Source organism: Paracoccus sp. IB05 (assembly GCF_016405985.1).
In the GTDB taxonomy this organism is placed as follows: Bacteria; Pseudomonadota; Alphaproteobacteria; order Rhodobacterales; family Rhodobacteraceae; genus Pseudogemmobacter.
Genome location: NZ_JAEFCF010000020.1, coordinates 1 through 26877 on the forward strand (window position 1 = coordinate 1; position 26877 = coordinate 26877).

Annotated in this window: 24 protein-coding genes; 8 read left to right on the forward strand and 16 right to left on the reverse strand. The window is 64.7% G+C overall.

All coding sequences use genetic code 11. The annotated features are described in order from the left end of the window. Positions 1-275: 275 nt before the first annotated feature. From JC607_RS13795 to JC607_RS13820, 6 genes are all read right to left on the reverse strand, one after another. On the reverse strand, positions 276-1535 hold the full coding sequence (locus tag JC607_RS13795) for a PAS domain-containing protein (protein WP_198837508.1): 1260 nt from the start codon (positions 1533-1535) through the stop codon (positions 276-278). Positions 1536-1603: 68 nt separating this feature from the next. Then, positions 1604-2281, reverse strand: a complete 678-nt coding sequence (locus JC607_RS13800; protein ID WP_198837509.1) for a hypothetical protein — start codon at positions 2279-2281, stop codon at positions 1604-1606. Between the two features lie 90 nt (positions 2282-2371). Further along, entirely contained in the window at positions 2372-4225 is a 1854-nt protein-coding gene (gene uvrC / locus JC607_RS13805; protein WP_198837510.1) for an excinuclease ABC subunit UvrC, read from the reverse strand. Positions 4226-4551: 326 nt separating this feature from the next. After that, positions 4552-5337, reverse strand: coding sequence for an SDR family oxidoreductase (locus tag JC607_RS13810; protein WP_198837511.1), 786 nt, complete (start codon positions 5335-5337; stop codon positions 4552-4554). After that, positions 5334-5516, reverse strand: coding sequence for a hypothetical protein (locus JC607_RS13815; protein ID WP_198837512.1), 183 nt, complete (start codon positions 5514-5516; stop codon positions 5334-5336). Before JC607_RS13815 ends, JC607_RS13810 begins: the two co-directional genes overlap by 4 nt. Position 5517: 1 nt before the next feature. Continuing rightward, the gene (locus tag JC607_RS13820) at positions 5518-6315 is read right to left on the reverse strand and encodes a S49 family peptidase (RefSeq protein ID WP_198837513.1); all 798 of its coding nucleotides are present in this window, start codon (positions 6313-6315) and stop codon (positions 5518-5520) included. Between the two features lie 245 nt (positions 6316-6560). On the opposite strand from JC607_RS13820, the gene surE reads away from it, so the two are divergent. The 3 genes from surE to JC607_RS13835 all read left to right on the forward strand — a co-directional run bounded on the left by surE (position 6561) and on the right by JC607_RS13835 (position 9309). Next, positions 6561-7346, forward strand: a complete 786-nt coding sequence (gene surE / locus JC607_RS13825; protein ID WP_198837514.1) for a 5'/3'-nucleotidase SurE — start codon at positions 6561-6563, stop codon at positions 7344-7346. Then, positions 7343-8023: a protein-L-isoaspartate(D-aspartate) O-methyltransferase gene (locus JC607_RS13830; RefSeq protein WP_198837515.1), complete on the forward strand. Its 681-nt coding sequence runs from the start codon at positions 7343-7345 to the stop codon at positions 8021-8023. Before surE ends, JC607_RS13830 begins: the two co-directional genes overlap by 4 nt. A 155-nt stretch (positions 8024-8178) precedes the next feature. Continuing rightward, the gene (locus JC607_RS13835; protein WP_198837587.1) at positions 8179-9309 is read left to right on the forward strand and encodes a peptidoglycan DD-metalloendopeptidase family protein; all 1131 of its coding nucleotides are present in this window, start codon (positions 8179-8181) and stop codon (positions 9307-9309) included. A gap of 146 nt (positions 9310-9455) precedes the next feature. Here JC607_RS13835 and JC607_RS13840 read toward each other — a convergent pair whose 3' ends face one another. From JC607_RS13840 to JC607_RS13860, 5 genes are all read right to left on the reverse strand, one after another. Then, entirely contained in the window at positions 9456-10739 is a 1284-nt protein-coding gene (locus tag JC607_RS13840) for a hemolysin family protein (protein ID WP_198837516.1), read from the reverse strand. Positions 10740-10803: 64 nt separating this feature from the next. Then, entirely contained in the window at positions 10804-11676 is an 873-nt protein-coding gene (locus JC607_RS13845; protein WP_198837517.1) for an ATP-binding protein, read from the reverse strand. After that, positions 11673-12581 carry a twin-arginine translocase subunit TatC gene (tatC, locus tag JC607_RS13850; RefSeq protein WP_198837518.1) on the reverse strand — a complete coding sequence of 303 codons (909 nt, stop codon included), beginning with the start codon at positions 12579-12581 and terminating at the stop codon, positions 11673-11675. Before tatC ends, JC607_RS13845 begins: the two co-directional genes overlap by 4 nt. Beyond that, the gene (tatB, locus tag JC607_RS26060; RefSeq protein WP_198837519.1) at positions 12578-13465 is read right to left on the reverse strand and encodes a Sec-independent protein translocase protein TatB; all 888 of its coding nucleotides are present in this window, start codon (positions 13463-13465) and stop codon (positions 12578-12580) included. Before tatB ends, tatC begins: the two co-directional genes overlap by 4 nt. A 176-nt stretch (positions 13466-13641) precedes the next feature. Beyond that, positions 13642-13863: a twin-arginine translocase TatA/TatE family subunit gene (locus tag JC607_RS13860; protein WP_198837520.1), complete on the reverse strand. Its 222-nt coding sequence runs from the start codon at positions 13861-13863 to the stop codon at positions 13642-13644. A 246-nt stretch (positions 13864-14109) separates the two neighbouring features. On the opposite strand from JC607_RS13860, the gene JC607_RS13865 reads away from it, so the two are divergent. Next, positions 14110-14481, forward strand: a complete 372-nt coding sequence (locus tag JC607_RS13865; protein WP_198837521.1) for a YafY family protein — start codon at positions 14110-14112, stop codon at positions 14479-14481. Between the two features lie 18 nt (positions 14482-14499). Here the strand turns inward: JC607_RS13865 and JC607_RS13870 are convergent, their stop codons facing one another. Beyond that, the gene (locus JC607_RS13870; protein WP_198837522.1) at positions 14500-15279 is read right to left on the reverse strand and encodes an SDR family oxidoreductase; all 780 of its coding nucleotides are present in this window, start codon (positions 15277-15279) and stop codon (positions 14500-14502) included. 413 nt (positions 15280-15692) lie between these two features. Between JC607_RS13870 and JC607_RS13875 the strand changes: the two genes are divergently transcribed. Beyond that, positions 15693-16844, forward strand: coding sequence for a Hint domain-containing protein (locus JC607_RS13875; protein WP_198837523.1), 1152 nt, complete (start codon positions 15693-15695; stop codon positions 16842-16844). Between the two features lie 12 nt (positions 16845-16856). On the opposite strand, the gene JC607_RS13880 is transcribed toward JC607_RS13875, so the two are convergent. Beyond that, positions 16857-17789 carry a hypothetical protein gene (locus tag JC607_RS13880; RefSeq protein ID WP_198837524.1) on the reverse strand — a complete coding sequence of 311 codons (933 nt, stop codon included), beginning with the start codon at positions 17787-17789 and terminating at the stop codon, positions 16857-16859. 153 nt (positions 17790-17942) lie between these two features. Between JC607_RS13880 and JC607_RS13885 the strand changes: the two genes are divergently transcribed. Beyond that, positions 17943-19541: a peptide chain release factor 3 gene (locus JC607_RS13885; RefSeq protein WP_198837525.1), complete on the forward strand. Its 1599-nt coding sequence runs from the start codon at positions 17943-17945 to the stop codon at positions 19539-19541. Between the two features lie 114 nt (positions 19542-19655). On the opposite strand, the gene JC607_RS26065 is transcribed toward JC607_RS13885, so the two are convergent. Further along, on the reverse strand, positions 19656-20105 hold the full coding sequence (locus tag JC607_RS26065) for a zf-TFIIB domain-containing protein (protein ID WP_198837526.1): 450 nt from the start codon (positions 20103-20105) through the stop codon (positions 19656-19658). A 367-nt stretch (positions 20106-20472) separates the two neighbouring features. Here JC607_RS26065 and JC607_RS13895 point away from each other — a divergent pair, with 367 nt between their 5' ends. Continuing rightward, positions 20473-22356, forward strand: a complete 1884-nt coding sequence (locus JC607_RS13895) for a DEAD/DEAH box helicase (RefSeq protein ID WP_233092906.1) — start codon at positions 20473-20475, stop codon at positions 22354-22356. A 1045-nt stretch (positions 22357-23401) separates the two neighbouring features. Next, positions 23402-23902 (forward strand): hypothetical protein, encoded by a 501-nt coding sequence (locus JC607_RS13900; RefSeq protein ID WP_198837527.1) that lies wholly within the window; start codon positions 23402-23404, stop codon positions 23900-23902. A 515-nt stretch (positions 23903-24417) separates the two neighbouring features. Here the strand turns inward: JC607_RS13900 and JC607_RS13905 are convergent. Beyond that, positions 24418-26094, reverse strand: a complete 1677-nt coding sequence (locus tag JC607_RS13905; RefSeq protein WP_198837528.1) for a ribonuclease J — start codon at positions 26092-26094, stop codon at positions 24418-24420. Further along, positions 26091-26864, reverse strand: coding sequence for a type III pantothenate kinase (locus JC607_RS13910; RefSeq protein WP_198837529.1), 774 nt, complete (start codon positions 26862-26864; stop codon positions 26091-26093). The genes JC607_RS13905 and JC607_RS13910 overlap by 4 nt, the downstream gene beginning before the upstream one ends. Positions 26865-26877: the final 13 nt, after the last annotated feature.

The window sequence follows — 26877 nt, forward strand, 5'->3', positions numbered from 1 at the left end:
TCCTTTGAAGAGAGCATCGCTCTCAGAAGACCGGAACAGAACCGGGACAGGTCCAGACGGCACCGGTCCCGGTTTGGTGCCTGTGAAGCCCAGAGGTCACCTGCTGCAGAGGTCCCGCCCTCTCACCGCCTCACCTTTTCGGCGCAGGCGGCGTCTGGCGCGGCCCGCTGTCAGACATGTGATCGCAATACCGTCGGAGACAGCACAAAAGCCTCCGCTTTCAGAAGACCTTTCCTGCTGCCGGGAAACGGAAAGGTATCCGCCACCCATTTCAGTCAGCTCGCAGCCAGTGCCCTGCTGCGGTCAGGCGCACGCAGCAGGGTCAGCGCCTGATCAATCGCGGCGGAGCGATCCATCAAGGCCTTCAGGCTTTCCGAGACCGACGCCTGCACCTCGTCAATGCGGTCAATTGTGGCGGTCAGCGCGGTCTGGCTGTCCTGGGTCTTGCGGCTTTCCACGCGGGCCAGAATGCGGATCGTATCAAGGCCAAGGATCATCCGCCTGAGGTCCATACTGGCCTCATTGAGGATCCCCGCCAGCTTGCCGGCCTCTTTAAGGGAAACCTGCGCCGAGGCGCGGGAATCGCGGATCACCCCTTCCAGCACCTTGCCTTCGACCCGGCGCTCTTCCCCGTCTTTTTCGCGTTCAACCCTTTCGCCATTATTGTAAATCTCGACCAGCTCGCCCTGGAGCCGCGAGGTGCCGGCAAGGATCAGGCTTCGGCGCACGGCGCTGGCCATCTGGCCGCAAAGATTGCCCTTGCCCGATACGAATTCCGAAAGGCGGCGCGAGATCTCTTCCGAGGAATTCTTGTAATTCACGGAAATCTGGCTGATCGGCCCGCCCTGGGGTTCCAGCCTGGCCGCAACCAGCCGCATATTCACCGGCAGCAGCACCAGATCGGAAAACTGCGACACCAGCCGCGCCTGTTCCGACAGTGTCTCGACAAGCAGGGTCAGGAGCGAGGCCAGCGCCTCGGTGCTGCGATCCACCGGCCGTTTCAGCTGCATATCCCGCGAGCGGATTTCCGTCGCCAGTGCCTGGGCCGCAAAGGCATCATAGCTGGGGAACCCAAGCTCCGCGAGCCGAGCCAGCAGGATCTGTGACGAAGCCTCGGGTGTCAGCCCCTCGCTTTGTTCGCGTTCGCGCAAACCGGCATATTCCGACCGGATCTTTTCAAAAATCGGGCTGGAGGGGCGCAACCTCACCGAAAAGAACCCCCCTTCGCAGGGCATTGCCGCCGCGAGGACCCAGTAATAGCCGCCATCCGCCTTGCGGTTTTTAACATAGCCGACCGCAGGCTCGCCCGCTTTCAGCATCTGCCAGAACAGGTAGAAGAACCCTTTCGGCATATCGGGGTGGCGGATAACCCGGTGCGGTGCCCCGATCAGATCGGGCCAGGGGATCCCTGCCATACGTCGGAACACGGAATTCCCCGACCGGATCAGCCCGCGCGGACAGGTGCGCGAATAGATCAGTTCGGAAAAGGCGAATTCAGCCTCACAATTATCGGTCAGCTCGGTCGGGCGGGTCACATCGGCACCTGTCGATCAGAATCACCCCATAGTGCCGCCAGAGGTTTAAGGACTCCTTTCCAGCCGCCTCAGCTGCTGTCGCCCTCGCGCCGGCCCGGCCCGAGGCTCATGCCGCCGCCCCCCATGCCGCCGCCGCCCATACCGCCGCCACCGCCGCCAGAGCCGCCGCTATCCCCGCCACGCCCCCCGGATTTCCCCGCCGCAGCGCCGCCCCGTGTCGGCCCCTGGGACGGGATCACCACATCCCCCGGCACCGGCTCCAGATCCAGCGCCGCGCGGATATAGGCGCGCAGCGAGATGACCAGCGCCGCCGTCGGCACCGGCCGCCCCGCCGCCATATCGGCCGCCGCCGCGGCCGCAAGCCGCACCTGCTCCTCTGTCCCGAGCAGGATGATGTCCGACAGCGCCGCCTCGACCGCATCGCGCACCACCCGCGTGCGCTCCAGCCGGCTGGCCGAAGAGGTGATCACCTCTGCCCCGGCGCCCTCGGCTTCCAGCCGGGCCCGCAGGTCCCGCAAATGGGTCGGATCGACGGTCAGCGTGCCCGTGAATGATCCGCCCAGCACCTTGTAAGCCGCGATCAGCACTTTCAGCCGCTCATTGATCTGACGGTTCATCCGCTGCTGACGCTGCTGAAGCGTCAGCATCATGACAATGCGGATCCCCACACCGATCAGCGTCACCAGAAGCAAACTGGCCACCGTCGCCAGCAATGTCTGCCATGAGGTGAAATCCACAAACCGCATATTGCCCCCCACTGCCTGAAGCTCCGCTCATTTTCTGTCCATAAATATCCCGCGGGGGTCCGGGGGCGCGAAGCCCCCGGCGACAGGCCCCTACTCGCGATGGAAGAAATTATAGACCGTCTCGGCCATCGCCTCGGAGATCCCCTCCACCGCCATCAGATCCGGCAGGGCCGCCCGACTGACCGCCCTGGCCGAACCGAAATGCGCCAGCAAGGCGCGTTTGCGCGCCGCCCCCACGCCCGGGATCTCATCAAGCGGCGTTGCGCTGACCACTTTCGCGCGTTTTGCCCGATGCGCGCCATTGGCCCAGCGATGCGCCTCATCGCGCAGACGCTGGATGAAATAGAGCACCGGATCGTTGCGTTGCAGCGCGAAGGGGCGCTGACCCTTGCGGTGGAATTCTTCCTTGCCGTGATCGCGGTCAATGCCCTTCGCGACCCCGATCACCTGCATCTCCTCGATCCCCAGATCGGCGAGGATCTCTTCCACCGCCGAGATCTGCCCGGCGCCGCCGTCGATCAGCAAGAGATCCGGCCAGGCATCGGACTGCCGGTCCGGATCTTCACGCACCAGCCGTTCAAACCGCCGCGTCATCACCTCGCGCATCATGCCGAAATCATCGCCGGCCGCGCCGGCCGCGCCCTTGATATTGAACTTGCGATATTGCGATTTCAGGAAGCCCTCCGGACCAGCCACCACCATGCCGCCGATCGGATGCGCGCCCTGGATATGGGCATTGTCATAAATCTCAATACGGTCCGGCGGGCCTTCCAGCCCGAAGGCCTCGGCCAGCCCGTCAAGCAACCGCCGTTGCGTCGCCGATTCCGACATTCGCCGCGCAAGGCTTTCACGGGCATTCCTCGCGGCATTCTCAACCAGCTCGGCCTTCTCGCCCCGCTGCGGCACCGCAAGCTCGACCTTATGACCGGCCCGCTCGCTCAGCGCCGCGCTGACCAGATCGGGGTCTTCCGGCGCATGCGACAGCAACACGAGGCGCGGCGGTTCCTTATTGTCGTAAAACTGCGTCAGGAAGGCCTCGATGATCTCGGCCTCCTCCGCGCCCGAGCCGGTTTTCGGGTAGAAATCCTGATTGCCCCAGGACTGATTCGCGCGGATGAAAAACACCTGCACACAGGCCTGGCCATGATCGAGATGCAGCGCCACGATATCCGCCTCGGAAACCGTGCGCGGATTGATCCCCTGCGAAGTCTGCACTGCTGTCAGCGCCTGGATCCGGTCGCGCAAAGCCGCCGCACGTTCGAATTCCAGCACGTCCGAGGCCTTTTGCATCTGCCCCGCCAGCTCGGCCTGGATGGTCGAAGATTTCCCCGACAGGAACCGCCCGGCATCCTGGACCAGCGCATCATATTCCGCCTCGGACACCTTCCCCACGCAGGGCGCGGCGCAGCGTTTGATCTGATATTGCAGGCAGGGCCGCGTCCGGCTGGCGAACACGCTGTCGGTGCAATTGCGCAGCAGGAACACCTTCTGCAACTGGTTCAGCGTCCGGTTCACCGCCCCGGCGCTCGCAAACGGCCCGAAATAGCTGCCCTTTTCCTTCCGCGCGCCGCGATGCTTTTTCAGCTGCGGGAAATCATGCGCGCCGCCGATCAGGATATAGGGGAAGGACTTGTCGTCCCGCATCAGCACATTGTAGCGCGGCTTCAGCTGCTTGATCAGATTCTGTTCCAAAAGCAGCGCCTCGACCTCGGTCCGGGTCGTGAGGAACATCATCGAATGGGTTTCCGCGATCATGCGCTGGATGCGGTTCGAATTGCCGGTCGGGCGCGCATAATTCGACACCCGCGCCTTCAGATTGCGCGCCTTGCCGACATAAAGCACCTCGGAGGCGGCATTGAGCATCCGGTACACCCCCGGACTGCCGTCCAGCAGCCGCAGATAGTCCTGGATCACCTCATATCCGCTGCGTGTCGCTGTGCTCATGCCCTGCCCCGTGGCGCATCCGCTGACATATCCGTTGCCGGCAAAAGACAAATGCAGAAGGTCACGATTCTGCCTCCCCGCTGCAATGAACCAGAGCCAGGAGCAAGAGGGAAGAAGTCCACCGTTTCTGTGGATAAGTTTGCGGAGAAACTTTCCGGAAGCCGGAATTTTCCTTGTTTTCGGCTGGCCTCACCGATTTGCCTAATTTTTGGGCACTTTCATAAGGCATTGAAAAACAGGAGAATATTTTCTCACTCACGACAAGGCGTTGAGAAATCAGGCCTTTTCGTAACAGGCTTGTGAAGGAAGGGGCGAAAGTGGACAAGTTAACGCCCCTGCCCCGGCCGGAACGCGCCCGGGCCCCGGGCGCCGAGGTGCTGGCCGGCATCAACCGCGATCATCTGGCCGGTCACGGCGGGGCTCTCGGTCAGGTAGCCAAGCGCGGAAGTGATGTCGCCCAGACCGACGCCGCGCTGCAAAATCGTGCCGCGGCGTTCCGCGCCATAATCGGCCTCGGACTGGCTCTCCGCGATCAAAGTCGGCCCCGGCCCGATGGCATTGACGCGGATATCGGGCGCAAGCTCCTGCGCCGCCGTTTGCGTCAGCGCCCAGAGGCCCATTTTGGCAATCGTATAGGTCGAGAAATCCGGCCCCGGTGCCAGCACCCGCTGGTCGATCATATTGACCACCATCCCCCGCGCCAGCCGCTCGCCTGCCGCATCGGTCAGCGCAGGCAGGCATTGGCGGGCAAAGCCCTGGATCAGCAGATAGGGTGCGCGCAGGTTTGATCCGATATGACGATCCCAGCTTTCGCGTGTCGCTGTGCGGATCGTGTCCGGCCCGAATATCGAGGCATTGTTCACCAGAAGCGTCAGCGGCCCAAGCTCTGCCGCCGCCTGCGGGATCAGCGCCTCACAGGCGGCCTCATCCAGCAGATCGGCCTTTAAGGCCACCGCGCGCCGGCCAAGCGCGGTGATCTCTGCCACCACCTCTGCCGCCGCCACCCCGGACTTCTGGTAATGCACCGCCACATCCCAGCCGCGACCGGCCAGATAGAGCGCCATCGCGCGGCCAAGCCGGCGCCCGGCCCCGGTGACCAGCGCCGTCTTCACTTTTTCCCCTTGCGGCAGTCACAGGGCGAGCGCCCCAGCAATGGCCGGCCACACTGCCCGCATTTTCCGGCCTTTGCCGGACGCCCGCGCAGCATCCGCGCATCGGGGAACAGGATCTTGCCGATCATCCCGACCAGAGCCATGGCGCAGAGAAAAACGAGGATGATTTTCCACACCATGTCAGAGCCCGTAACGTGCAAACATCGCGCGCTCCTCTGCGGCAGCCAGCGCCGCCTCGCCAAGGTTGAGGCCGAAACGGCTGAGCAGCCCGCGTTTGCGGGTGGTCACCGGCAGCAGGCGGACCTTGTCGCCGTAGATCTCGCGCAGCTTCGGTTTCAGATGCGCGACGCCATCGACAAGGCCCAGATCCACCGCCTGCTGGCCCAGCCAGATATCGGCGTTGAAGAGATCGGCCCCGGCATCCAGCCTCGCCCCGCGCCGGGCCTTTACATGGGCGATGAAATTCTCGTGCAGCGGCGTCAGCAGCGCGCGGATGCGGGCGACATCCTCCTCGCTCTGGGGCCGGAACGGGTCGGCGAAGCTTTTCGACGTGCCGGCGGTATGGACGCGGCGCTCGATCCCGTGGCGGGCAATCAGATCGGTCAGGCCAAAGCCCGCCATGATCACCCCGATCGAGCCGATGATCGAGCTTGCATCGACCCAGATATCATCGGCGGCGGTCGCCAGCCAATAGCCGCCCGAGGCCGCCACATCCTCGACAAAGGCATGGACGGGGATTTTCTTCTCATCGGCCAGGCGGCGGATCCGCGCCGCGATCAGGCTTGATTGCACCGGCGAGCCGCCAGGCGAATTGATCGCCAGTGCCACAGCCGCCGGCCTGCCGCGCGAAAAGGCGCGTTCGATCGCCTGGGCGAGGCCGGCATCATTGAGCGCCCGCCCTCCCTGACCGATCTGTCCCTCGAGACGGATCACCGGAACCAGCGGCGGTTTTTTCAGAAAGGGGATGAATTTGCGCATGGCCCAGAGCTAAGGCCTCTGCCCCTTCGCGGCAAGTCCCCCACCGCCGTCACGCAGCTTTGCACATCAGACGCGGCAGGCTTAGCGCGGCAGGCTTAACGCGACAGGGCTCCGCCTGGCCGCAATCTGCGGTATTGGCACCGGGCATATACACATCATTCAGGGCGGCAGACGGGTCTTTCGGGGCCACATAGCTTGTAGCAAAGCCCCGATGCGGCTAATCAGAAGTCCAGCCAGAGGATATCATGCGCATTCTGATCACCAATGATGACGGCATCAACGCCCAGGGGCTTGACGTGCTGTACGAGATCGCCACCGAGATCGCCGGACCGGGCGGAGAAGTCTGGACCGTCGCCCCCGCTTTCGAGCAATCCGGCGTCGGCCATTGCATCAGCTACAACAAGCCCATGGCCATCGCGAAACTCGGCCATCGCCGCTATGCGGCTGAAGGCAGCCCCGCCGATTGCGTGCTGGCGGCGATCTATGATGTGCTCCAGGGCGCCAAGCCCGATCTGGTGCTGTCGGGCGTGAACCGCGGCAATAACTCGGCCGAGAATGTGCTCTATTCCGGCACCATCGGCGCCGCGATGGAGGGCGCGCTGCAAGGCATCCCCGCCATCGCCCTGTCGCAATATATGGGGCCCGAGACCGACGGTCTTCCCGATCAGTTCGAAAGCGCGCGGGTCCATGGCGCCGGGATAATCCGCCGCCTGCTGGAAAATGGCATCTGGACCGAAGATGATTACCGCATCTTTTACAATGTGAATTTCCCGCCACTGCCCGCGGCTCAGACCAGACCCCTGCGCGTGGCCGCCCAGGGCTTCCGCCGCGACACGGCTTTCTCGGCCGAAGGTCAGGTCTCGCCCAATGGGCGCCGGTTCCTCTGGATCAAAGGCGGGCCGCAACACAGCCCCACCCTTCCCGGGACCGATGCCGAGGTGAACCTTGCCGGTCATATCTCGGTCACGCCTTTGCGCGCCGATCTGACCGCCCATGACCTGCTCGCCGATCTGGCGGCGCGCCTCGGATGAGCGCATGGCAGCCGGAGGATACGGAAGATGAGGCCTCCGGCAGCCATGCCGAACGAAAAATGCGTTTTCTCTTTGCCTTGCGCTCGCATGGGGTGACCGACAGCCGCGTGCTCTCGGCCATGGAAAAGGTGGATCGCGGCCGCTTTGTGAAAGGCGTCTTTGCCGCGCGCGCCTATGATGACATGCCGCTGCCAATCTCCTGCGGCCAGACGATCTCGCAGCCCTCGATTGTGGGACTGATGACCCAGGCCCTCCAGGTCGGGCCGCGCGATACCGTGCTCGAGATCGGCACCGGCTCGGGCTATCAGGCGGCGATCCTGTCCTCGCTGGCGCGCAGGGTCTATACGGTCGACCGCTGGCGGCGCCTCTCGCGCGAGGCGCAGGAGATTTTCGCATCCATGGGCCTGACCAATGTGACAGCGCTGGCGCGGGACGGGTCTTTCGGTCTGCCCGATCAGGCGCCGTTCGACCGCATCCTCGTGACCGCCGCCGCCGAAGACCCGCCGGGACCGCTGCTCGCGCAGCTGAAACCCGGTGGCATCATGGTGCTGCCGGTCGGGCAATCCGATACGGTACAGCAGCTGATCCGGGTGAAACGGCTGCCGAATGGCTTTGACTACGAGGAACTTCGCCCGGTGCGGTTTGTCCCTCTGGTCGAAGGGCTCGGGAATGAGTAGAATCACCTGAAACAGGCAGAACCGGGGGCAAATCCCGGAAGAATGAGGCTAAAAGGCAAAAGGCGGAGCAGATGACCCAGATTTCCCATGATCCCGTAAGGCGCAGCGTTTTGCCAGGCGAAGGCAAGGGACGGACGCGGCTGGGGCTGGTTCTCATGTCCTGTGCCACGATGGCGCTGACCGGCTGCGTGAACAACAATAATTTCGACTGGGATCTGCGCGGCGGCCCCGGCGGCACCTCGGAAGAGGCGCGCCAGGCAACGGCTTCGCGCCCGGTCCCCGATGGCAATGGCGTGCTGTCCTACCCTGGCTATCAGATGGCCCAGGCGCGGCGCGGCGAGACAGTCTCGACCATGTCGTCGCGGCTCGGGCTGAGTGCGAATGATGTGGCGCGCACAAACTCGCTGCAGATCAACGATCCGCTGCGCGAGGGCGAGCTTTTGCTGCTCCCCGGCCGGGTCGCCGCCGCGCCGCAGCCAATGGTCGCAACTGCCCCGGTCGACATCACCGCGGGTGCGACTGCGGCGCTTGACCGGGTGGAAAGCTCGGCCCTGCCGCCACCGGCCAGCACCACACCGGTGGCCGCGACCACGCCCGGCGGCGGCAAGGAACCGACCCGCCACACGGTGAAACGCGGCGAGACCGCCTTCATCATCGCGCGCGCCTATAATGTCTCGGCGAAATCGCTGGCGGAATGGAATGGGCTGGGATCGGATATGGCGATCCGCGAGGGTCAGACGCTGATCATCCCGGTCGCCACCGGCGCCGCCCCGAACCCCGAGCCGAAACCCTCGGCCCCGGGCTCCGGCAGCGCGACCCCGGTGCCGCCCTCGGCCTCGAAACCGCTGCCCGATGAGAAGACGACGCCGACCGGCACGAAACCCGCAGGCACCCCATCCTCTCCTGATATGGGGGCAAGCCGCACCGGCGCTTCGGCCTCGCGCATGACGATGCCGGCCTCGGGCAGCATCGTCAAAGGCTATGACCGAAAGTCGAACCAGGGCATCAATATCGGCGCGGCGGCGGGCTCTGCCGTCAAGGCCGCAGATGGGGGCACGGTGGCCGCGATCACCCGCGATACCGAACAGGTGCAGATCGTGGTGATCCGGCATTCGAACGGGCTGATGACGGTCTATGCCGGCGTCGACCAGCTGAAGGTGAAAAAGGGCGACTCTGTGAGCCGTGGCCAGCAGATCGGTGTGGTGCGCTCTGGCAGCCCGTCCTTCCTGCATTTCGAGGTCCGCAAAGGCGTCGACAGCCTGGATCCGATGCCGTATCTCCAGTGACACTGGCGGATGGGGGCGCTGCCCCCGTCTGCTGGCGCAGACTCCCCCGGGATATTTTCAGACAGAAAATGAGACGGGTCTGGCTCATTTTCTGTCCCTCAAATATACCCGCCGGAGGCTTCCGCAGCCTGCCAGAAGAACCGCGGTCAGAGCTTTGAAACCAGCACCTTGTCAATTCTGAGTCCATCGAGATCAACCACCTCGAAGCTCAGCACCACGCCATCCGGGGCCTGCAGGGCAAAACGCTCGCCAAGGCCCGCCATATGGCCGAGCTGGTGCAGGACCAGACCCGCCACTGTGTCATATTCACCGGCCGCGTCGCGCGGCAGGCCCATACGGTCACAAAATTCATCGGCCGGCATCCAGCCCGCCACGAGGAGCGAGCCGTCGGCGCGCTCGAAGACCGGCGGCTCGCGCGGGTCCGCCCCGGCCTCGGCGCCGGTGATCGCCTGCAAGAGGTCGCTTTGCGTGATCAGCCCTTCGAAATTGCCATATTCATCATAGACCAGCGCCAGATGCTCGCCCGATCTTTGCAGCACCGCGACCACGTCCAGCGCCTCCATCCGGTCCGAGATCACCGGCACATTGCGCAAAAGTCTGCGCAGATCCGGCAGGTCGCCCCGCGCCAATACCCCATAGAGATCCGCGAGCCGGATCACCCCCAGCACATCCCCCGCCGCATCGGCGACCGGGATACGGCTCTGGCTGATCCCGCTGACCCGCGCTGCCACCTCATCGGGCTCCAGATCCACCGGCAGCGTCGTCACCTCCTGGCGCGGCGTCATCAGCGCGCGTGCCGTGCGGTCCGACAGCCGCATCACGCCCGAGATCATATTGCGCTCCTCCTCCTCGAGAACGCCGCCCTGCTGCGCCTCGGTCAAAAGCACATTGACCTCTTCTTCGGTGACCCTGTTGCCGCTCTCGCCGCGCTGCCCCAGAAGCCGCAGGATCAGCCGGCCGGAATTTTCCAGAAACCACACGACCGGCGCCGCCACGACCGACAAAAGCGCCATCATCGGCGCGACCTTTGCCGCCACCGCCTCGGGATTGCGCAAGGCGATCTGTTTTGGGACCAGTTCGCCGATGATCAGCGAGACATAGGTGATCGCGATCACTGCACCCCCGACCCCGATCCGCGAGGCCCAGGCATCGCTCATCCCCCCGGCGGCCAGCCAGGCGGCAAGGCGCCCGCCCAGCGTATCCCCCGCCAGCGCGCCCGAAAGCACCCCGACGCCGGTGATCCCGATCTGCACCGTCGAGAGGAACCGCCCCGGATTTTCCGACAGCCGCAGCGCCTGGGCCGCGCCGCGCGACGTGGCGGCCATGCTTTTCAGCCGCGCCGGCCGCGACGACACCACCGCCAGCTCTGACATCGAAAAGACGCCATTCAACGCGATCAGCGCCAGAAGGACCAGGATTTCCGTCAGCATCGGGCCGCCCTTTCTTTGCGCAACGGGCGCAAAGTGGCCGGCCCGCGCCACATTCAGTCTGTTGTCACACCGCCAGCGTCACGCCTTCGCGCGCTGCCAGATCGCAGAAGAACTGCCAGGCCACCCGGCCCGAGCGCGAGCCGCGCGTCGCCTGCCATTCAATCGCTTCGGCCCGCAGCCGTTCGGGGCTGACAGTGACGCCATGCGCATCACAATAGCCCCGGATCATCGTCAGATATTCGTCCTGGCTGCAGGGATGGAAGCCGAGCCAGAGCCCGAACCGGTCCGAGAGTGAGACCTTTTCCTCGACCGCCTCGCCGGGATTGATCGCCGAGGAGCGCTCATTCTCGATCATATCGCGCGGCATCAGGTGACGGCGGTTCGAGGTGGCGTAGAACAGCACATTTTCCGGCCGGCCCGAGATCCCGCCATCCAGCACCGCTTTCAGCGATTTGTAATGCTGGTCGTCATGGCTGAACGAGAGATCGTCGCAGAACAGAAGGAACCGCTGCTCCGGCGCCGCGCGCAGATGCGACAGGAGCCGCGCGACCGTCGGCAGGTCTTCCCGCGCGAGTTCCACGATCTTGAGGCTCAGCCCTTCTGCGAGGATCTGCGCATGGGCGGCTTTGACGAGGCTCGATTTCCCCATGCCGCGCGCGCCCCATAAAAGCGCGTTATTCGCGGGCAGGCCGCGCGCGAAATGGCGGGTGTTTTCCAGAAGCGTGTCGCGCGAACGGTCGACGCCCACCAGCAGCGAGATATCGACGCGCGAGACATGCGGAACCGGGTCAAGCCGTTCCGGCCCCGTGGCCCAGACAAAGGCCTCGGCTTTGGTGAAATCAGGATCGGGCAAAGGCGCCGGAGCCATTCGCTCCAGCGCCGCTGCGATCCGGGTGAGTTGGGGGGCAAGATCGCCCCCGCTCAGAGTATCCGTCATGCTTCGTCCGCGTCCTCTTCCCATTCGCCATTCGCACGTGCCTCGGCTTCCTGTTTCTTCTCGAAACGGCGCACGAGGAAAATGGAAACTTCATAGAGCGGATAGACGGCGGCGAACAGGATCAGTTGCGACATGATATCGGGCGGGGTGACGACTGCGGCCACGATCAGGATGATCACGATGGCATAGCGACGCACGCCGGCCAGGCCCTTTGCCGTCACCAGCCCGGCGCGCCCCATCAGGGTCAAAAGCACCGGCAGCTGGAAACACAGACCGAAGGCAAAGATCAGCTTGAGCGAAATATCAAGCGTCTCATTGACCTTACCCTGGAAGACGATGCCGATCCCGCTGCCGGTCGCAGCCGGCACCGCCGGTGCCGCGCCAGGGAGCACCACCTGTGAGCTGTCATGCAGCGCCCCCGCGACCTGGCCGAAGACCGCGTTGAACATCGAGGTGACGGAGGCAAAGCCCAGGAAGAACTGCATCGCAATCGGGGTGACGACGAATTGCGCGAAGGCGGCCCCCAGCAGGAACAGTGCCGGCGAGGCCAGCAGGAAGGGCAGGAAAGCGCGCTTCTCGCTTTTATAAAGCCCCGGCGCCACGAAACGCCACATCTGATAGCCGATCACCGGGAAGCTGACGACCAGACCCGCGATCACCGAGACATGGATCAGGGTAAAGAAATACTCTTGCGGCGCAGTATATTGCATCACCGGATTGGGGTTTCCGAGCGCGCGCATCGCATTTTCGATCGGCTTGAGCAGGAAGCCAAGGATCGGTTCCGCCACCACGAAACAGGCCAGCATCGCGACGAGGAAGGCCCCGACCGACCAGAGAATGCGGTTCCGGAGCTCGATCAGATGTTCGATCAGCGGGGCGGAGCTGTCTTCGATCTCCTGGGTCATGCCTGATCCTCCGCCTTATCGAGGCCAGTTTTTACAGCCGGTTTTGCGGCAGGCTTGCGGGGCTTCGCGGCGGTTGTGCCGGTCTCGGCCTTTGCCGCTGCCGTCCTGGGTTTTGCCGCCGGCTTTTCAGACTTCGGGGCAGGTGCCGCCTTCGTCTTTGCGGCGGTCCTCGTGCTGGCTCTGGTGCCGGGATCCCCGGCAGCTTCGGCCTTCGCCGCCGCGACCTTGCGCTTTGCGGCGGGTTTCGCGGCGGGCGCCGCGCCCAGCGGTGTGCTGGTCACCGGCGGCGCGATCATCGTCGCCGGGACCGTCTCTGGCGCATCCTCGAAAGCACTCGCCGTGCTTTGCGGCGGAGGCGGCATGTTGCGCAGCCGCTCTGCCGCTTCGCGGGCGATGGCCTCACGTTCGGCGCGTTTCAGTGCAAGATCGGTGGTGTTCGGGCCGGCTGAGACAGCGGGAGAGACAGGCGCATTGGGATCGGGGATCGCTGCGGTCTCAGCCCCTGCGGGATCGGCCGCAACGGCGGATCCAAGCCCGACCGCCGCAGCAGGTGCCACAGCGCCGCCCGCCGCCGCCGTCGTGGCAGCCGTGCTGCCCCGCGCGGTCTTGAGCGGATCCCATTTCTCGAACTTATCCGCCGCGGATTTCACCGCATCAAGCCCCATGCTTTTGGGGCTTGTCACCTTGCGCAGGTCATTGGCGACATCCTGGACACCGCTTTCTTTCGCGGCATCTTCCATTGCGCGCGAGAACTCCCGCGCCATGGATCTGAGTTTCGCCGTGAACCGCCCCAAAGTGCGGAACATCTCGGGCAGGTCTTTCGGTCCGATGACGACAAGCGCCACCACACCAATGACCAGAAGCTCGGACCAGCCGATTTCCATCCGCGCCTCTCCTTGAACTGCACGTCTTGCGCAAACTGCGTGTTGTCTGCCGGATCAGCCCGGCACCAGGGCCTCCGGCCGGTCACAAGACCGGCGGCGGAGCCTGCGACAGGCTCACCCGCCCCCGCCCGCCCGGCCTTTCAGCGGCGGGCAAAGGGGGCGATGACCCTTGCGGCTCAGACCTTGTCTTTTGCCACGGTCTCGGCCGGGGTCACATCCTTGGCGACCTCGGCGCGCTCTTTCTCGATCTCGGCAGTGCCATCGGACACGCCTTTCTTGAAGGCGGTGATACCCTTGCCGACCTCGCCCATCAGCGAGGACACTTTGCCCTTGCCAAAGAGCACGAGAACAACAACGGCGATAAGCAGGAGGCCGGGAAGGCCGATATTCTGAAGCATGGAAACCTCCATCCAAACGGGGCCCCGGTGGTTGACAGCCAGGGCGTGATTCACGTCTTCGCGGCCGCTGTGACCGCGATATGTTCCCAGGGTAGGGCCAATCGACGGGCGGATAAAAGAGCCATTCCACTTGTGCCCTCCGGTCAACTGACAGTATTTTGTCAGTTGCCCTGACGGGCATGCCCGGCCCGGGCGGCACCACTGGAGGCACTGGCACAGGCGCCCCAGGGCGGAGAGGTCGATGAGATGAAACGCGATGCCCGGCTTTACGACCTCGTGCAGATCCTGCGCGACGGCAAGCTGCATACGGCGGAAGAGCTGGCGGTCAGCCTTGGTGTCTCGACCCGCACAGTCTGGCGCGACATGGCAATGATGGCGGCGACCGGCCTGCCGGTGACGGGCGAACGCGGGCTGGGCTATATCCTGCGCTCGCCACTGATGCTGCCGCCGACCGTGCTGACGCCCGATGAGCTGGAAGCCCTCGCCTGCGGGCTCAGACATGTCGAGGCCAGTGATCCCGGCCTCGCCCGGGCGGCGCGCAATCTGCTTTACAAGATCTCGACGCTCTTGCCCCAGGCCGGGATAGGTCCGGACGATATGGACCCGGCGGATGAGTGACCCCGCCGGGGGAGGTGATCAGATCGTCAGATTGGTCGCCCCGCCATCCGCGAGGATATTCTGCCCGATGATGAACCCGGCATGGACGGAACAGAGGAAGGCGCAGGTCGCACCAAACTCCGCTGCCGTGCCATAGCGCCCGACCGGGATCGAGGCTTCGCGCTGGCGCTTTGCATCTTCAGGGCTGAGCCCGGTTTTGACCGAGACCCCCTGATCCAGCGCCACGGCGCGGTCGGTGGCATGGATGCCGGGCAGGAGATTGTTGATCGCAACCCCCTTCCCCGCCACCTGGCGCGCGGTGCCGGCGACAAAGCCGGTCAACCCGGTGCGCGCGGTGTTCGAGAGCCCCAGCACATCCACCGGCGCCCGCACCGAAGCCGAGGTGATATTGACCACCCGGCCCCAGCCCCGCTCCATCATCCCCGGCACCAGCGCCTGCATCAGCGCGATCGGCGTCAGCATATTCGCATCAAGCGCGCGGATGAAATCGTCGCGGTCCCAGTCGCTCCAGACACCCGGAGGCGGGCCGCCGGCATTGGTCACCAGAATATCCACCGCGCCGGTGGCGTCCAGCACCCGCGCCCGTGCCGCCGCATCGGTGATATCCGCAACAACCGGCGTCACCGAAACCCCATAGGTTTCAGCCAGTTCCGAGGCGGTTTTCACCAAAGCCGCCTCGCCGCGCGCGCAGATCACCAGATCGACCCCCGCCGCCGCCAATGCCTCCGCACAGCCCCGGCCAAGCCCCTTTGACGCCGCCGTGACCAGCGCGGTCTTGCCCCTGATGCCCAGATCCATGTCGCTTCCTTTCGCGCTTTTACGGCGGCCAGCCTGACAATGCCCCTTCCGGGTTGCAAGCCCCCCTTCGACCACAGCGCCTTGCGCAAGGGCGCTGCGGCACAGGATCGGCCTCTGCGTGACGCGGTTATGCGCGGCCGGGGCCAGACGCACAGTCGCGTCGGGGTGAACGCCATCGCGGTCGCGCAGGAAAATCCAGGAAAATGCGCGTCTTCCCGGGCGACTGGCGCAAGCCGCGTTTGACCCCGCGCGACGCGGACTGTTATACATCAGCGTAATAACCAGTCGGAAACACCTTGCGGTCAAACCCGGGCCGGCGACCTCCAGGGGGCGGGACGGGCGATTTTTGGGGCCTGATTTCAGATTGGCAGGCCTTGTTTTCATGGGCATAGTTTCAGGGCAGATCCGGCAAAATGACCTCTTTCCCCGACCAGGACCCCAGCCAGAACCCCAGCCAGGACCACCGCGCCGCATCTGCCGCAACAGCGGGCGGCGCAGCTCCGGGCCAGGCCTGCCAGGTTTTCGCGGCCGGGGATATTTTCGTCTCTTCCGGTGTGAACAGCGGCGACGGGCTCGGCCGGCCCGATGACGTCGAAAGCGGCGACATCTATCAGCTTGAGCAAGGCACAGCCCCGTCGCGCCTGCTGATTGAGGCCGCCGGTGACTGCGGCGCGCAGCGGGTTGCTGCCGGCTCGGCGGTCGGTCAGGCGGGGGATCTCGTGCGGCTGATCGCGCGCTACACCCTGATGGCCGATGATGGCGACCGGGTGGAACTTTTGCTGATCCAGATCGGCGAGGACGGGGCGGACGCGCTTTGGGTGCTGCCGCTGTCTCCGGTCTCGGATCGCGCGGAATATGCGCTGCTGGCGGTCGAGATCTCGCCCCGCGATGCCCGACTGACGGCGATGATGAGCCTGTCCTTCGCGCGCGGCACCAGGATCTCGCTCGCCAGCGGTCAGATGGTCGCAATCGAGACGCTGCGCCCGGGGATGAAGCTTCTGACCCGCGATCATGGCCCGCAGGAATTGCGCCATATCGGGCGGGCAAGCCTGCGCGCCATCGGGGCCTTCGCGCCGGTCGTCATCCTGGCCGGAACGCTGGGCAATTCCGGCGATCTGATCGTCGGCCAGCATCACCGGATGTTCCTTTACCAGCGTCATAAACTGCCGGGGCTGGCCACGTCCGAGCTGCTGGTCCAGGCCCGCCATCTGGTTGATGAAGAACATGTTTTCATCCGCGAAGCCGGGGTGACAGACTGGTTCAGCCTGATCTTCGACCGTCATGAGATCATCTATGCCGAGGGTATCCCGGTCGAAAGCCTGATGGTGAACGACGCCACCATCTCGCGGCTGCCACCGCAATTCGCCTCCGAGGTGCGCGCGCAATTCCCCGGCCTCGCGCATCTGCAGCATTTCGGCACCGAGGCCGGGCGGCAATTCCTCGAATCCATCGGCGGCCCGACACATTGGCGCAATCGTGGCGCAGGCGGCGACCGGAACACAGCGCCCGGCGTCACCGGACAAAGCACGGGACAGAGCAGCGGGCAAAACAACAAACCGGGCTGACCGGCGCGCGGATCAGCGCCAGAGGCCGCGCCAGCCGCCAGGTTTTGGCAGGGATCGGGGGTCGAGTTTCGCCTGTATCCCCGCGCTTTGCGTGCCGATATTCCACAAAAGCGCACTGTTCGGGATCGGAATATCCGTGCCAATCGTCGGATCCATGACCCCGGTCACAATGCCCTGAAAGGTCAGCCGCCCGTCTTCCATCACCGCAATCAGCGAAGAACTTGCCCCGGGCGCGGCATCGCAGGTGAAATAGATCATGCCGTTATCGGGCCGCGTCTTGCGCTGTTCACAGCCCTGCCAGGAAAACTCCCAGCCGTTTTCCTGCGCGAACCGCCCGTCATAGCCGATCACCCAGACCGGCCCGGCCGGGTTCTGCCGCGCAGACCAGGACATCGACCCGCGTAAGCCCCCCGCTCCCCAGGCGAAATCGGGCATGATATCATCCGAGACTGACTCGGTCAGCCGATAGGCGACCCAGTCCCCGACCCAGGGCATCCCCGCGCCTGCGCGGGTAAAGTTCACCGGATCCGGCTCCAGATCGACAATCCTGTTTTCGAATTCCATGCGGCGGACGGCCTCGTCGCCACTTTGGTCCGAAACGTCAGGAAAGATGTAAGAGGCATTGGGCAGGAAAATCGCGTCAAGGCCCGGGTCGCAATGCACCTGGCCCGGCCCCCTTCCGGTCAGAAGATGCAGCGAGGTCACCGCGTAATCCTGGCCCTCCACCGTGACCAGCACCGCGTTCGATCCCCAGCCACAATCCGGCACATCAATCCAGCCGATGCGGTTCGCCGCCGTCAGGATCTCGCGTTCGGTCGGGCTGAGGTCTGCGACAGGCTTCGCGCGCAGGTCCGACATCGCTTCGCGCGTGCCATTGTCGGTGAACCAGGCCGCCTGCACCGGAAGCGCGGACACCAGCGCGAAAACAACAGCCAGAAGACGCATCGACCAGATCCCCGTAACACACCTGCGCAAAAGGCAAACATGCAGGCCCCGCTTTGTCCAGCCCGCAACGCCTGACAGGTTTCGGGGGCGGATCTTTCCCCCGGCCCGCCTGCGCGATAGACGGCGACAGCGACAGGCGCTAAAAGCCCGGCCATGCTGGACAACGCCCCCACCCTTCCGCCCGAGATTTCCCGCCGCCGGACCTTCGCGATCATCGCGCATCCGGACGCTGGCAAAACCACGCTGACCGAAAAGTTCCTCCTGTTTGGCGGCGCGATCCAGATGGCGGGCCAGGTGCGCGCCAAGGGCGAGGCGCGGCGCACGCGCTCGGACTTTCTCAAGATGGAACAGGACCGGGGCATCTCGGTCTCGGCCTCGGCGATGTCGTTTGAATATCGCGAGTTCCGGTTCAATCTGGTGGACACGCCCGGCCACTCGGATTTTTCCGAAGACACCTATCGCACGCTGACCGCCGTCGATGCCGCGATCATGGTGATCGACGGGGCGAAAGGCGTGGAAAGCCAGACGCGGAAACTGTTCGAGGTCTGCCGGCTGCGCGATCTGCCGATCCTGACCTTCTGCAACAAGATGGACCGCGAGGCGCGCGACACATTCGAGATCATCGACGAGATCCAGGAGAATCTGGCGATCGACGTGGCGCCGGCCTCCTGGCCGATCGGCTCGGGGCGCGATTTCCTCGGCGCCTATGACCTGCTGAATGACCGCCTTGAGCTGATGGACCGCGCCGACCGCAACAAGGTCGCGGAATCGGTCAAGCTCGACGGGCTGGATGACCCGCGCCTTGCCGATCATATCCCCGCAGACCAGCTGGCGCAGCTGCGCGAGGAAATCGCCATGGCGCGGGAATTGCTGCCCGCCTTTGACCGCGAGGCGTTTTTGCAAGGCGCGATGACGCCGATCTGGTTCGGCTCGGCGATCAATTCCTTTGGCGTCAAAGAGCTGATGGAAGGGATCGGCAATTTCGGCCCCGAGCCGCAGCCGCAAAAGGCGGCCGAACGCGCCGTGGCCGCCGAAGAACCAAAGGTCACCGGCTTTGTCTTCAAAGTCCAGGCCAATATGGACCCCAAGCACCGCGACCGCGTGGCCTTTGTCCGCCTCGCCTCGGGCCATTTTGAGCGCGGCATGAAGCTGACGCATGTGCGGTCCAAAAAGCTGATGGCGGTGACCAATCCGGTGCTGTTCCTCGCCGCCGACCGCGAACTGGCGGATGAGGCCTGGGCCGGCGACATTATCGGCATCCCGAATCACGGTCAGCTCAGGATCGGCGACGCGCTGACCGAGGGCGAGACGCTGCGCTTCACCGGCATCCCGTCTTTCGCGCCCGAGCTCTTGCAAAATATCCGCGCGACCGACCCGATGAAGGCCAAGCACCTGGAAAAGGCGCTGATGCAATTCGCCGAGGAAGGTGCTGCCAAGGTCTTCAAGCCCGCCATCGGCTCTGGTTTTATCGTGGGTGTGGTCGGCGCGCTGCAATTCGACGTGCTCGCCTCGCGGATCGGGCTGGAATATCAGATCCCGGTGCGGTTCGAGCCCTCGCAATTCGCCTCGGCGCGCTGGATTTCGGGCGACAAGGACGAGATCGAAAAGATGGTCAATCTGAACAAGCAGCACATCGCCACCGATAATGACGGTGACCTCGTGTTCCTGACCCGGCTGCAATGGGACATCGACCGGGTGGTGCGCGACTATCCGGCGCTGCGTCTGACGGCGACGAAGGAAATGATGGCCTGATCGCGAGGGTGCCCGGAATACCAACTCCGGAATACCAACCCGGGCGCGACAGCGCTGCATCACAGGCTCAGACCGGAAAAGGCCGGGAGATCCCCTCTCCCGGCCTTTTTTCAGTCAAAAATCAAATATGTCGCCGAGGATACTACCCATTCCGCGTTTGCGCCGCCCCCGGTTACGGTCATCATAATCTTCGTCATCGTCATCATAGCGTTTGCGGCTGCGGTTGCCGGACATGTCCTGATCCCTCGGATCCGGCACCGGCGTATGGCGCCCGCTCTGGTCAAAGCCCATCCGCTCTGACGCGCGGGCGGCGGGAGAGACAGAGCGGTCCTGCGCAGGATGCGGTCTGGCCGCTTCGTTGACCGCCGGCGGAGGAGGTGGCGGGCTGGCGCGCTGCGGCTCGGCCTGGGCCACAGCCGGCATCGCCTTGCTGGCAGCAACCTCGATCAGCTTATCCAGCTCTCCCCTGTCGAGCCAGATGCCCCGGCATTTCGGGCAGTAGTCGATCTCGACCCCCTGGCGCTCTGTCATTAGCAGCGTCTCGTTGTCGACCGGACATTTCATTCTCGTCTCCGAACTGGTTTTCCTTTGCGCATGTCGGGATAGCCGCTCTCCCGCGCAAGCCCCGCGCGCCCTTAATCTGCAGCCGCCCGGCGAAACAGGCGCAGATCCGCTGCCTGCGCCCGCCCCGGGCACCCCTTTGCACAGCTGCCAGAGCGGAACCAATCCGCCGGAAACACGCCGCACTCGCAACCAGAAGGTCACAATCCGGCACAAAAAGGTGCCTCAGATTGACCATTGTACAAAATCGCGCTATCTGGCGCCGGAACCCGCAATCCGGCGGGCTGTTCCGATGGGGCGCCTGAAATCCTGCGTCCCGCCCCCACTCGCGGCCGGTCCTCATGACCCTTGCCGCCACTATTGGACGCATATGACCAAATTTTCCGACCTCGCCCTTGATCCCCGGGTTCTCCAGGCCGTTTCCGAAGCAGGGTATGAGACGCCCACGCCGATCCAGGCCGAAGCCATTCCCGAAGCTCTGAAGGGCCGCGATGTGCTTGGGATTGCCCAGACCGGCACCGGCAAAACCGCCAGCTTCACGCTGCCGATGATCACGCTGCTCGGCCAGGGCCGGGCGCGCGCGCGGATGCCGCGCAGCCTCGTGCTGGCGCCGACGCGCGAACTCGCCGCCCAGGTGGCCGAGAATTTCGACACCTATGCCAAACATACAAAGCTGACCAAGGCGCTCCTGATCGGCGGCGTGGCCTTTGGCGAACAGGACAAGCTGATTGACCGCGGCGTCGATGTGCTGATCGCGACGCCGGGCCGGCTGCTCGACCATTTTGAACGCGGCAAGCTCTTGCTGACCGGCGTGCAGATCATGGTGGTCGATGAGGCCGACCGGATGCTTGACATGGGCTTCATCCCCGATATCGAGCGCATCTTCCAGCTCACCCCCTTCACGCGCCAGACGATGTTCTACTCGGCCACCATGGCCCCTGAAATCGAGCGGATCACCAATACATTCCTGACCGCCCCCGCGCGGATCGAGGTTGCGCGTCAGGCCACCACCAACACGAATATCGACCAGAAGGTCGTGTATTTCGCACCGTCGCGCAAAGACCGGTCCTTCACCGAAAAGCGCGCCGTGCTGCGCGCGCTGATCGCAGCCGAAGGCGAAACCTGCACCAATGGCATCGTGTTCTGCAACCGCAAGATGGATGTGGATGTTGTCGCCAAATCGCTGAAATCACACGGTTTCAACGCAGCCCCCATCCATGGTGACCTTGACCAGTCGCAGCGGACAAAAACGCTCGATGCCTTCCGCGACGGCGCGCTGCATATCCTCGTGGCCTCCGATGTGGCGGCGCGCGGGCTTGATATTCCGGCGGTCAGCCATGTGTTCAACTTCGATGTGCCCGGCCATCCCGAGGATTACGTGCACCGCATCGGCCGCACCGGCCGCGCCGGCCGCCATGGCCGCGCTTTCACCCTGGCCACACCCTCGGACGCCAAGCAGCTGGCCGCGGTGGAAAGCCTGGTGAAACAGGAAATCCCGCGCGCAGAGCTGCCCGAAGGGCTCGATCTCGAAAGCGCCGGTTCGTCGCGCACCAGCCGCGAACCACGCGGCGAGCGGTCCGACCGCGGGGAACGCGCTGAGCGTGGCGAGCGTTCGCGCGGTGGCAAGGGCCGCGAACGGTCCCGCGGCGGGCGCGAGCGCGCTCAGGACGAAGACCGTGCCGCCGCCTCCCCCCAGGCCGAAACCGTCGCGCCGAAGGCGCAGCCCGAGCGCAGCGAGGCCCCCCAGAAAGAGGCCAGTGCCAGGGACAGCTCCGGACGTGAGGGCGGCGCGCGCAGCCCGTCGCACAGCGAAGCCCGGCGCGATCCGGTCTCCCGCGACGGCAACCGCGATTCCGCCGGCCGCGAATCGGTCACCCGTGACGCTGGCAGCCGTGATGCAGGTGGCCGTGATGCAGGTGGCCGCCGTAACGACCGCCGCGACCGCCGCGACGATGGCCCCGCCGTGATCGGCATGGGCGACCATGTCCCCGACTTCCTGCTGCGCAGTTTCCGGATCAGCACGCCCGCCCCTACCGAGGACGGCGCGGCGGAAGACAATCTCGCCCCGGACCACAACCCGGAAGAGACCGCCGCACCCGGGGCCGCATCCGGGGCCGCAGCGGCAGCACCGGGCGCCGCCAGCGCCCCGGAAAGCACCCCGGCTCCCGCAGAGGTTTCCACTGTGGCTCCGGCGGCCACAGATGTGGTCGCAGATGAGGCTGGCGAAAGCGAAGCGCGGCTTCAGTCTATCTGACTTCAGTCTGCGCGCATCAGAGCTGTTATCTGATGCGCGCAAACACTCCGCCCGGGCCATGTCACACCTGAAATCGGAACGACAGCGCAGCTCAAAACCCCTGAAGCCGACAATTCTGCACGAGCGTCCCCGCCCGAAAACGACACTTTGCCCCTCTCGCCGTCCCGAAACCACCCGCTATGTCTCGCCGCCACTGGCCTGCCCGCGCGATCAGCCCGACTGCTCTCCGCCAGACCAGACAAAGCGCTCCCGATACCCTGGCGGAACCGCAGCTCCCGCGCGACAGCGCCGCTCAGGAACGCTGATCCTCCGCTCTCCCGTCACAGAGATGCAAGAGATCGCAAAGGCGAAATCGCACCGGCCCCGCCCGAGCGCCACTGCCTCCCGACAAGTCTCCGGCAGTTCTGGCCACAGCCTGCGCGTCAGCTTCGAAGAGGCCACCGCCGCAGACCGCGGGTCTCTGTCCGCGATCTATGAGCGCAAGTCAGGCTATGATCAGGGCCGGTGATCGCGCCGCAGGGCATGGTCCGGGGGCACTGGCTGTGACCTGAGGCGCCCGTTGAAGGAAAAGCGGTTCTGGCAACCGGGAGCGGTCTGAGCCAGCGATCCGGATCTTCCCGGCCTGCCCGCATAAGCACTTACATTTCGGGAATAACCAATGGCGCAGCCTGCACAATCGATGCCTCAGCCCCGTGCTTTCGGCCTGTTTTGGCTTCGGGCAGGTCGTCGTGACCCTGAATTTGCGAGAGGTGTGCCCGGAGCACCGGATGGAGGGGCGTGTCGCGGAACCGTCTCCGTGACGCTCCGACCGGGCGGTGTTGCAGTAAGGGTGATCTCAGGTCTCGGGTTGTGTCCTGGCGTTTTCAGCCCGACGCGCGGATCTGCGATATAGGGTTGAGGCGAAGCGTGGCACGTTTCGGGATGGCGCGGTCACGCGCGCAAAGGAAGCTGGTCATGTCGGTCGATATGGCACCGGCTTTCAGACAGCCGGTGATCGCGTCACTGGCTGATCCCCCGCCGCCGCCGCGGTCGAAGGGCGCTTAATTTGCCGCGCAGTTTCACGGAGATCGCCGGACTGCCGCGTGGCACCGATGCCGGTGCAGTGCTCCTTCCGGATCTTGCCGGACTGATCGTGCTGACGATCAGTCCGGCGGGCTGCCACAAGGTCCATGACCGGCAGGCTGCCCTGGGCATGCCCGATTGGGCTTCACGCCCAAAAGGACGAAATGGTGCTGTTCCGCCCGCAGCGCGGCAAGCGCTGGCCGGCACATTCATCGCGATTGCCAACAGGCGTAATTCAGGCCGGCGCAACGTCGTTGCCGCCCGCGCGTTCAGGCTCACCGTCCACCCCTGCCATGCCTGTCGCCGTTGCGACGCTGGCGGCATTCAGAGCGGGAGACCAGGCTGGCTGATCGGAGGCGAATTGCCGGCCGAAACCACGCCCGCCCATGTCGCGGTCTCCGGATATGCAGAGCCTCTGCCGCTTGACGATCTCTGGCCTTTTGGGCGTCGCGCCGGACCGCTCTGCAGGGGCGAGCTGGTGTGAGACAACAGCCCGTCATCCGGCCCCGGCCTTCGCCCAGGTGGTGCCCCGCATCAAACGATCCGGCCACTTTTTTATGGGCGAGACCCGGGCACTGCGCCGCAAAGATCGCGGATGCTTCGGCGGGGACCTCGCCTGCGCTTACACCTCGCCTCAGAGCCGATTCACGCTTTCACGGCAAGGTCTCGCCTGGACACGCCCCGGACAGGAACCGCTCCCTGGTCCATTGGCCCCAGACTAAGCCCGGACGGCTGCAGTCAGAGGCCGAAAGAAACCTGCTGTTCCCGTCCAAATCTGCGCCGGGCAGACCCTCAGGGCGGCAGTCATGGCAAAGCCCGCCTGTGGCGGGCTTTGCCATGACTGCTAAAGTCGCACGGCCAAAGGCCGTGCTCTTCGCTCCCCATCCGGGGCCGGGCCTCTGGCCCGGCCCCGGATGGGGAGAACCCGAAAAAAGGCAGATCGGGCGCGGAGGCGCAGGATCCGTCAGCCGGCTGAAGCCTGCCGCGCCAGCCTTGACCTCATTCCGGCAAAAGACGCGAAACCACCACGGTCACTTCCGGCTTCTTGCCGATTTCCTCCACCGCGACCTGGCGGATGATGCGGCGCATATCATCCTCGACCTTATCGTCGTTTTTCAGAACCTTGCGCCCGGCGCGGCCCATCCATTCATCAAGCTCGGCCTCCATCGTCTCGGCCAGATCGCGCCCGCCCTTGCCGGTCGGCGTCAGCCCCATGATCTCGACCCAGGGCTCGCCCAGCGGCTCGCCCGCCTCATCAAGGATCACTGTCGCCAGCACATGCCCGTTCAGCGCCATGCGGATCCGGTTGCGGATCACCCCGTCCAGCGCCCCGATCAGCACGGTCCCGTCCAGATAAAGCCGCCCGGTCTCGACATATTCAACGACCTTCGGATGCTCGCCGGTCAGATCGACCATCATCCCGTTGACCGCAACCTGCGTCGCGATCCCGCCCTCGGACCCGATCCGCGCATGTTCGGTCAGATGCCGGTGTTCGCCATGCATCGGGATCAGCATATCCGGCAGCAACAGCCGGTGCACATGTTCCAGATCCGGACGGTTCGCATGGCCCGAGACATGATAGAGCCCGCCGGCATCATCGACGACCCGCACGCCCTTTTCGGAAAACTCGTTCCAGATCTTGTAGACGCCCTTCTCATTCCCCGGGATCGTGCGCGAGGAGAACAGGAAGGTATCGCCCCTTTTCAGCTCATGGCCCAGATATTTGCCGCGCGACAAAGCCGCCGCCGCCGCCCGCCGCTCGCCCTGGCTGCCGGTCACCAGCAGCATCAGGTTGCGGCGCGGCACTTCCAGCGCTTCCTCGGTCGAAACCACGCGGGGGAAAGAGGTCAGCACCCCGGTGGCCTCGGCAACCGAAAGCATCCGCTTCATCGACCGGCCCATGACGCAGATCGTGCGATCCGCCGCCACAGCCGCCTCGGCGAGCGTCTTCAGCCGCGCCACGTTCGAGCCGAAGGTGGTCGCAACGAACATGCCTTCTGATGCCTTGATCAGCTCGGCCAAAGGCTCCGCCAAAGTCGCCTCGGACCTCCCCGGATGGGTCGAGAACACATTCGTCGAGTCACACATCAGCGCCTTGACCGGTGCCTCTTCGGCAACCGCCTGCCACAGCGCGTCATCCCAGGCCTCGCCCACAACCGGCGAGCGGTCGAGTTTGAAATCCCCCGAATGCACCACGCGCCCGGCCGGCGTGTCGATAATCAAAGCCGCCGATTCCGGGATCGAATGCGAAAGCGGCACGAATTGCACGCGGAACGGCCCGGCCTCGACCACATCAGGGCGCGCGCCCACGGTGACAATCGCATCGGTCGGATGACCCAGCTCATCCATCTTCAGCTTGCCGATGGCCGCGGTGAATTTCCGCGCGTAGACTTTGGCTTTGAGCTTCGGCCAGAGATGGCCAAGCGCGCCGATATGGTCCTCATGGGCGTGCGTTATGAAAATCGCCTCAAGGCGCGAGGCGCGTTCTTCCAGCCAGGTGATGTCGGGCATGATCACCTCGACCCCCGGAGCCCCGTCCATATCGGGGAAAGTCACCCCCATATCCACGAGGATCAGCCTCTCCTTCCCCGGTGCGCCATAGCCATAGACATAGGCATTCATCCCGATTTCGCCGGCACCACCCAGCGGAAGGTAGATCAGCCGTTCACTCTTCATGCGTTTTCCTTGTTGTACTCATGGATCAGGACGAGGCCATGCATGGTCAGATCATCCTCAATCGACTCGAAAATTTCAGTGTCCTGGGCGAAGAGCGACGCAAGGCCGCCGGTGCCGATCACCTTCATCGGGCGGTCGCGTTCCTCGCGGATGGCGCGCACGATGCCTTCGACAAGGCCGATATAGCCCCAATACACGCCTGACTGCATACAGGCCACCGTATTCGTGCCAATCGCCTGCGCGGGCCGCGTCACATCGACATGGGGAAGCGCGGCCGCCGCCATATGCAGTGCCTCAAGGCTCAGGTTCACCCCCGGCGCGATCACACCGCCGATATAGGCGCCATCGGTATCGACGACGTCAAAGGTGGTCGCGGTGCCGAAATCAACCACGATCAGATTGCCGCCATGACGGTCAAAGGCGCCAGCGGTATTGACCAGCCGGTCGGGGCCGACTGTCGTGCCCTGATCGACCCTCGGCTGATGCGGCAACAGGCATTCGGGCTTGCCCACCACCAGCGGGCGGCAGTCGAAATAGCGGTTCGACAGCACGCGCAGATTGAACACCACCCGCGGCACGGTAGACGAGATGATCACCTCGCCGATCTTCACCTCCAGCCGGTTCAGCAGCAAAAGCGAGGAGAGCCAGACGAAATATTCATCCGCCGTGCGTTTGTGATCGGTGCCGATGCGCCAGGTGGCGATGAACTTCGCCCCGTCCCAGATCGCAAAGACGGTATTGGTATTGCCGCAGTCGATCGCGAGAAGCATCCGCCGCTCCCTG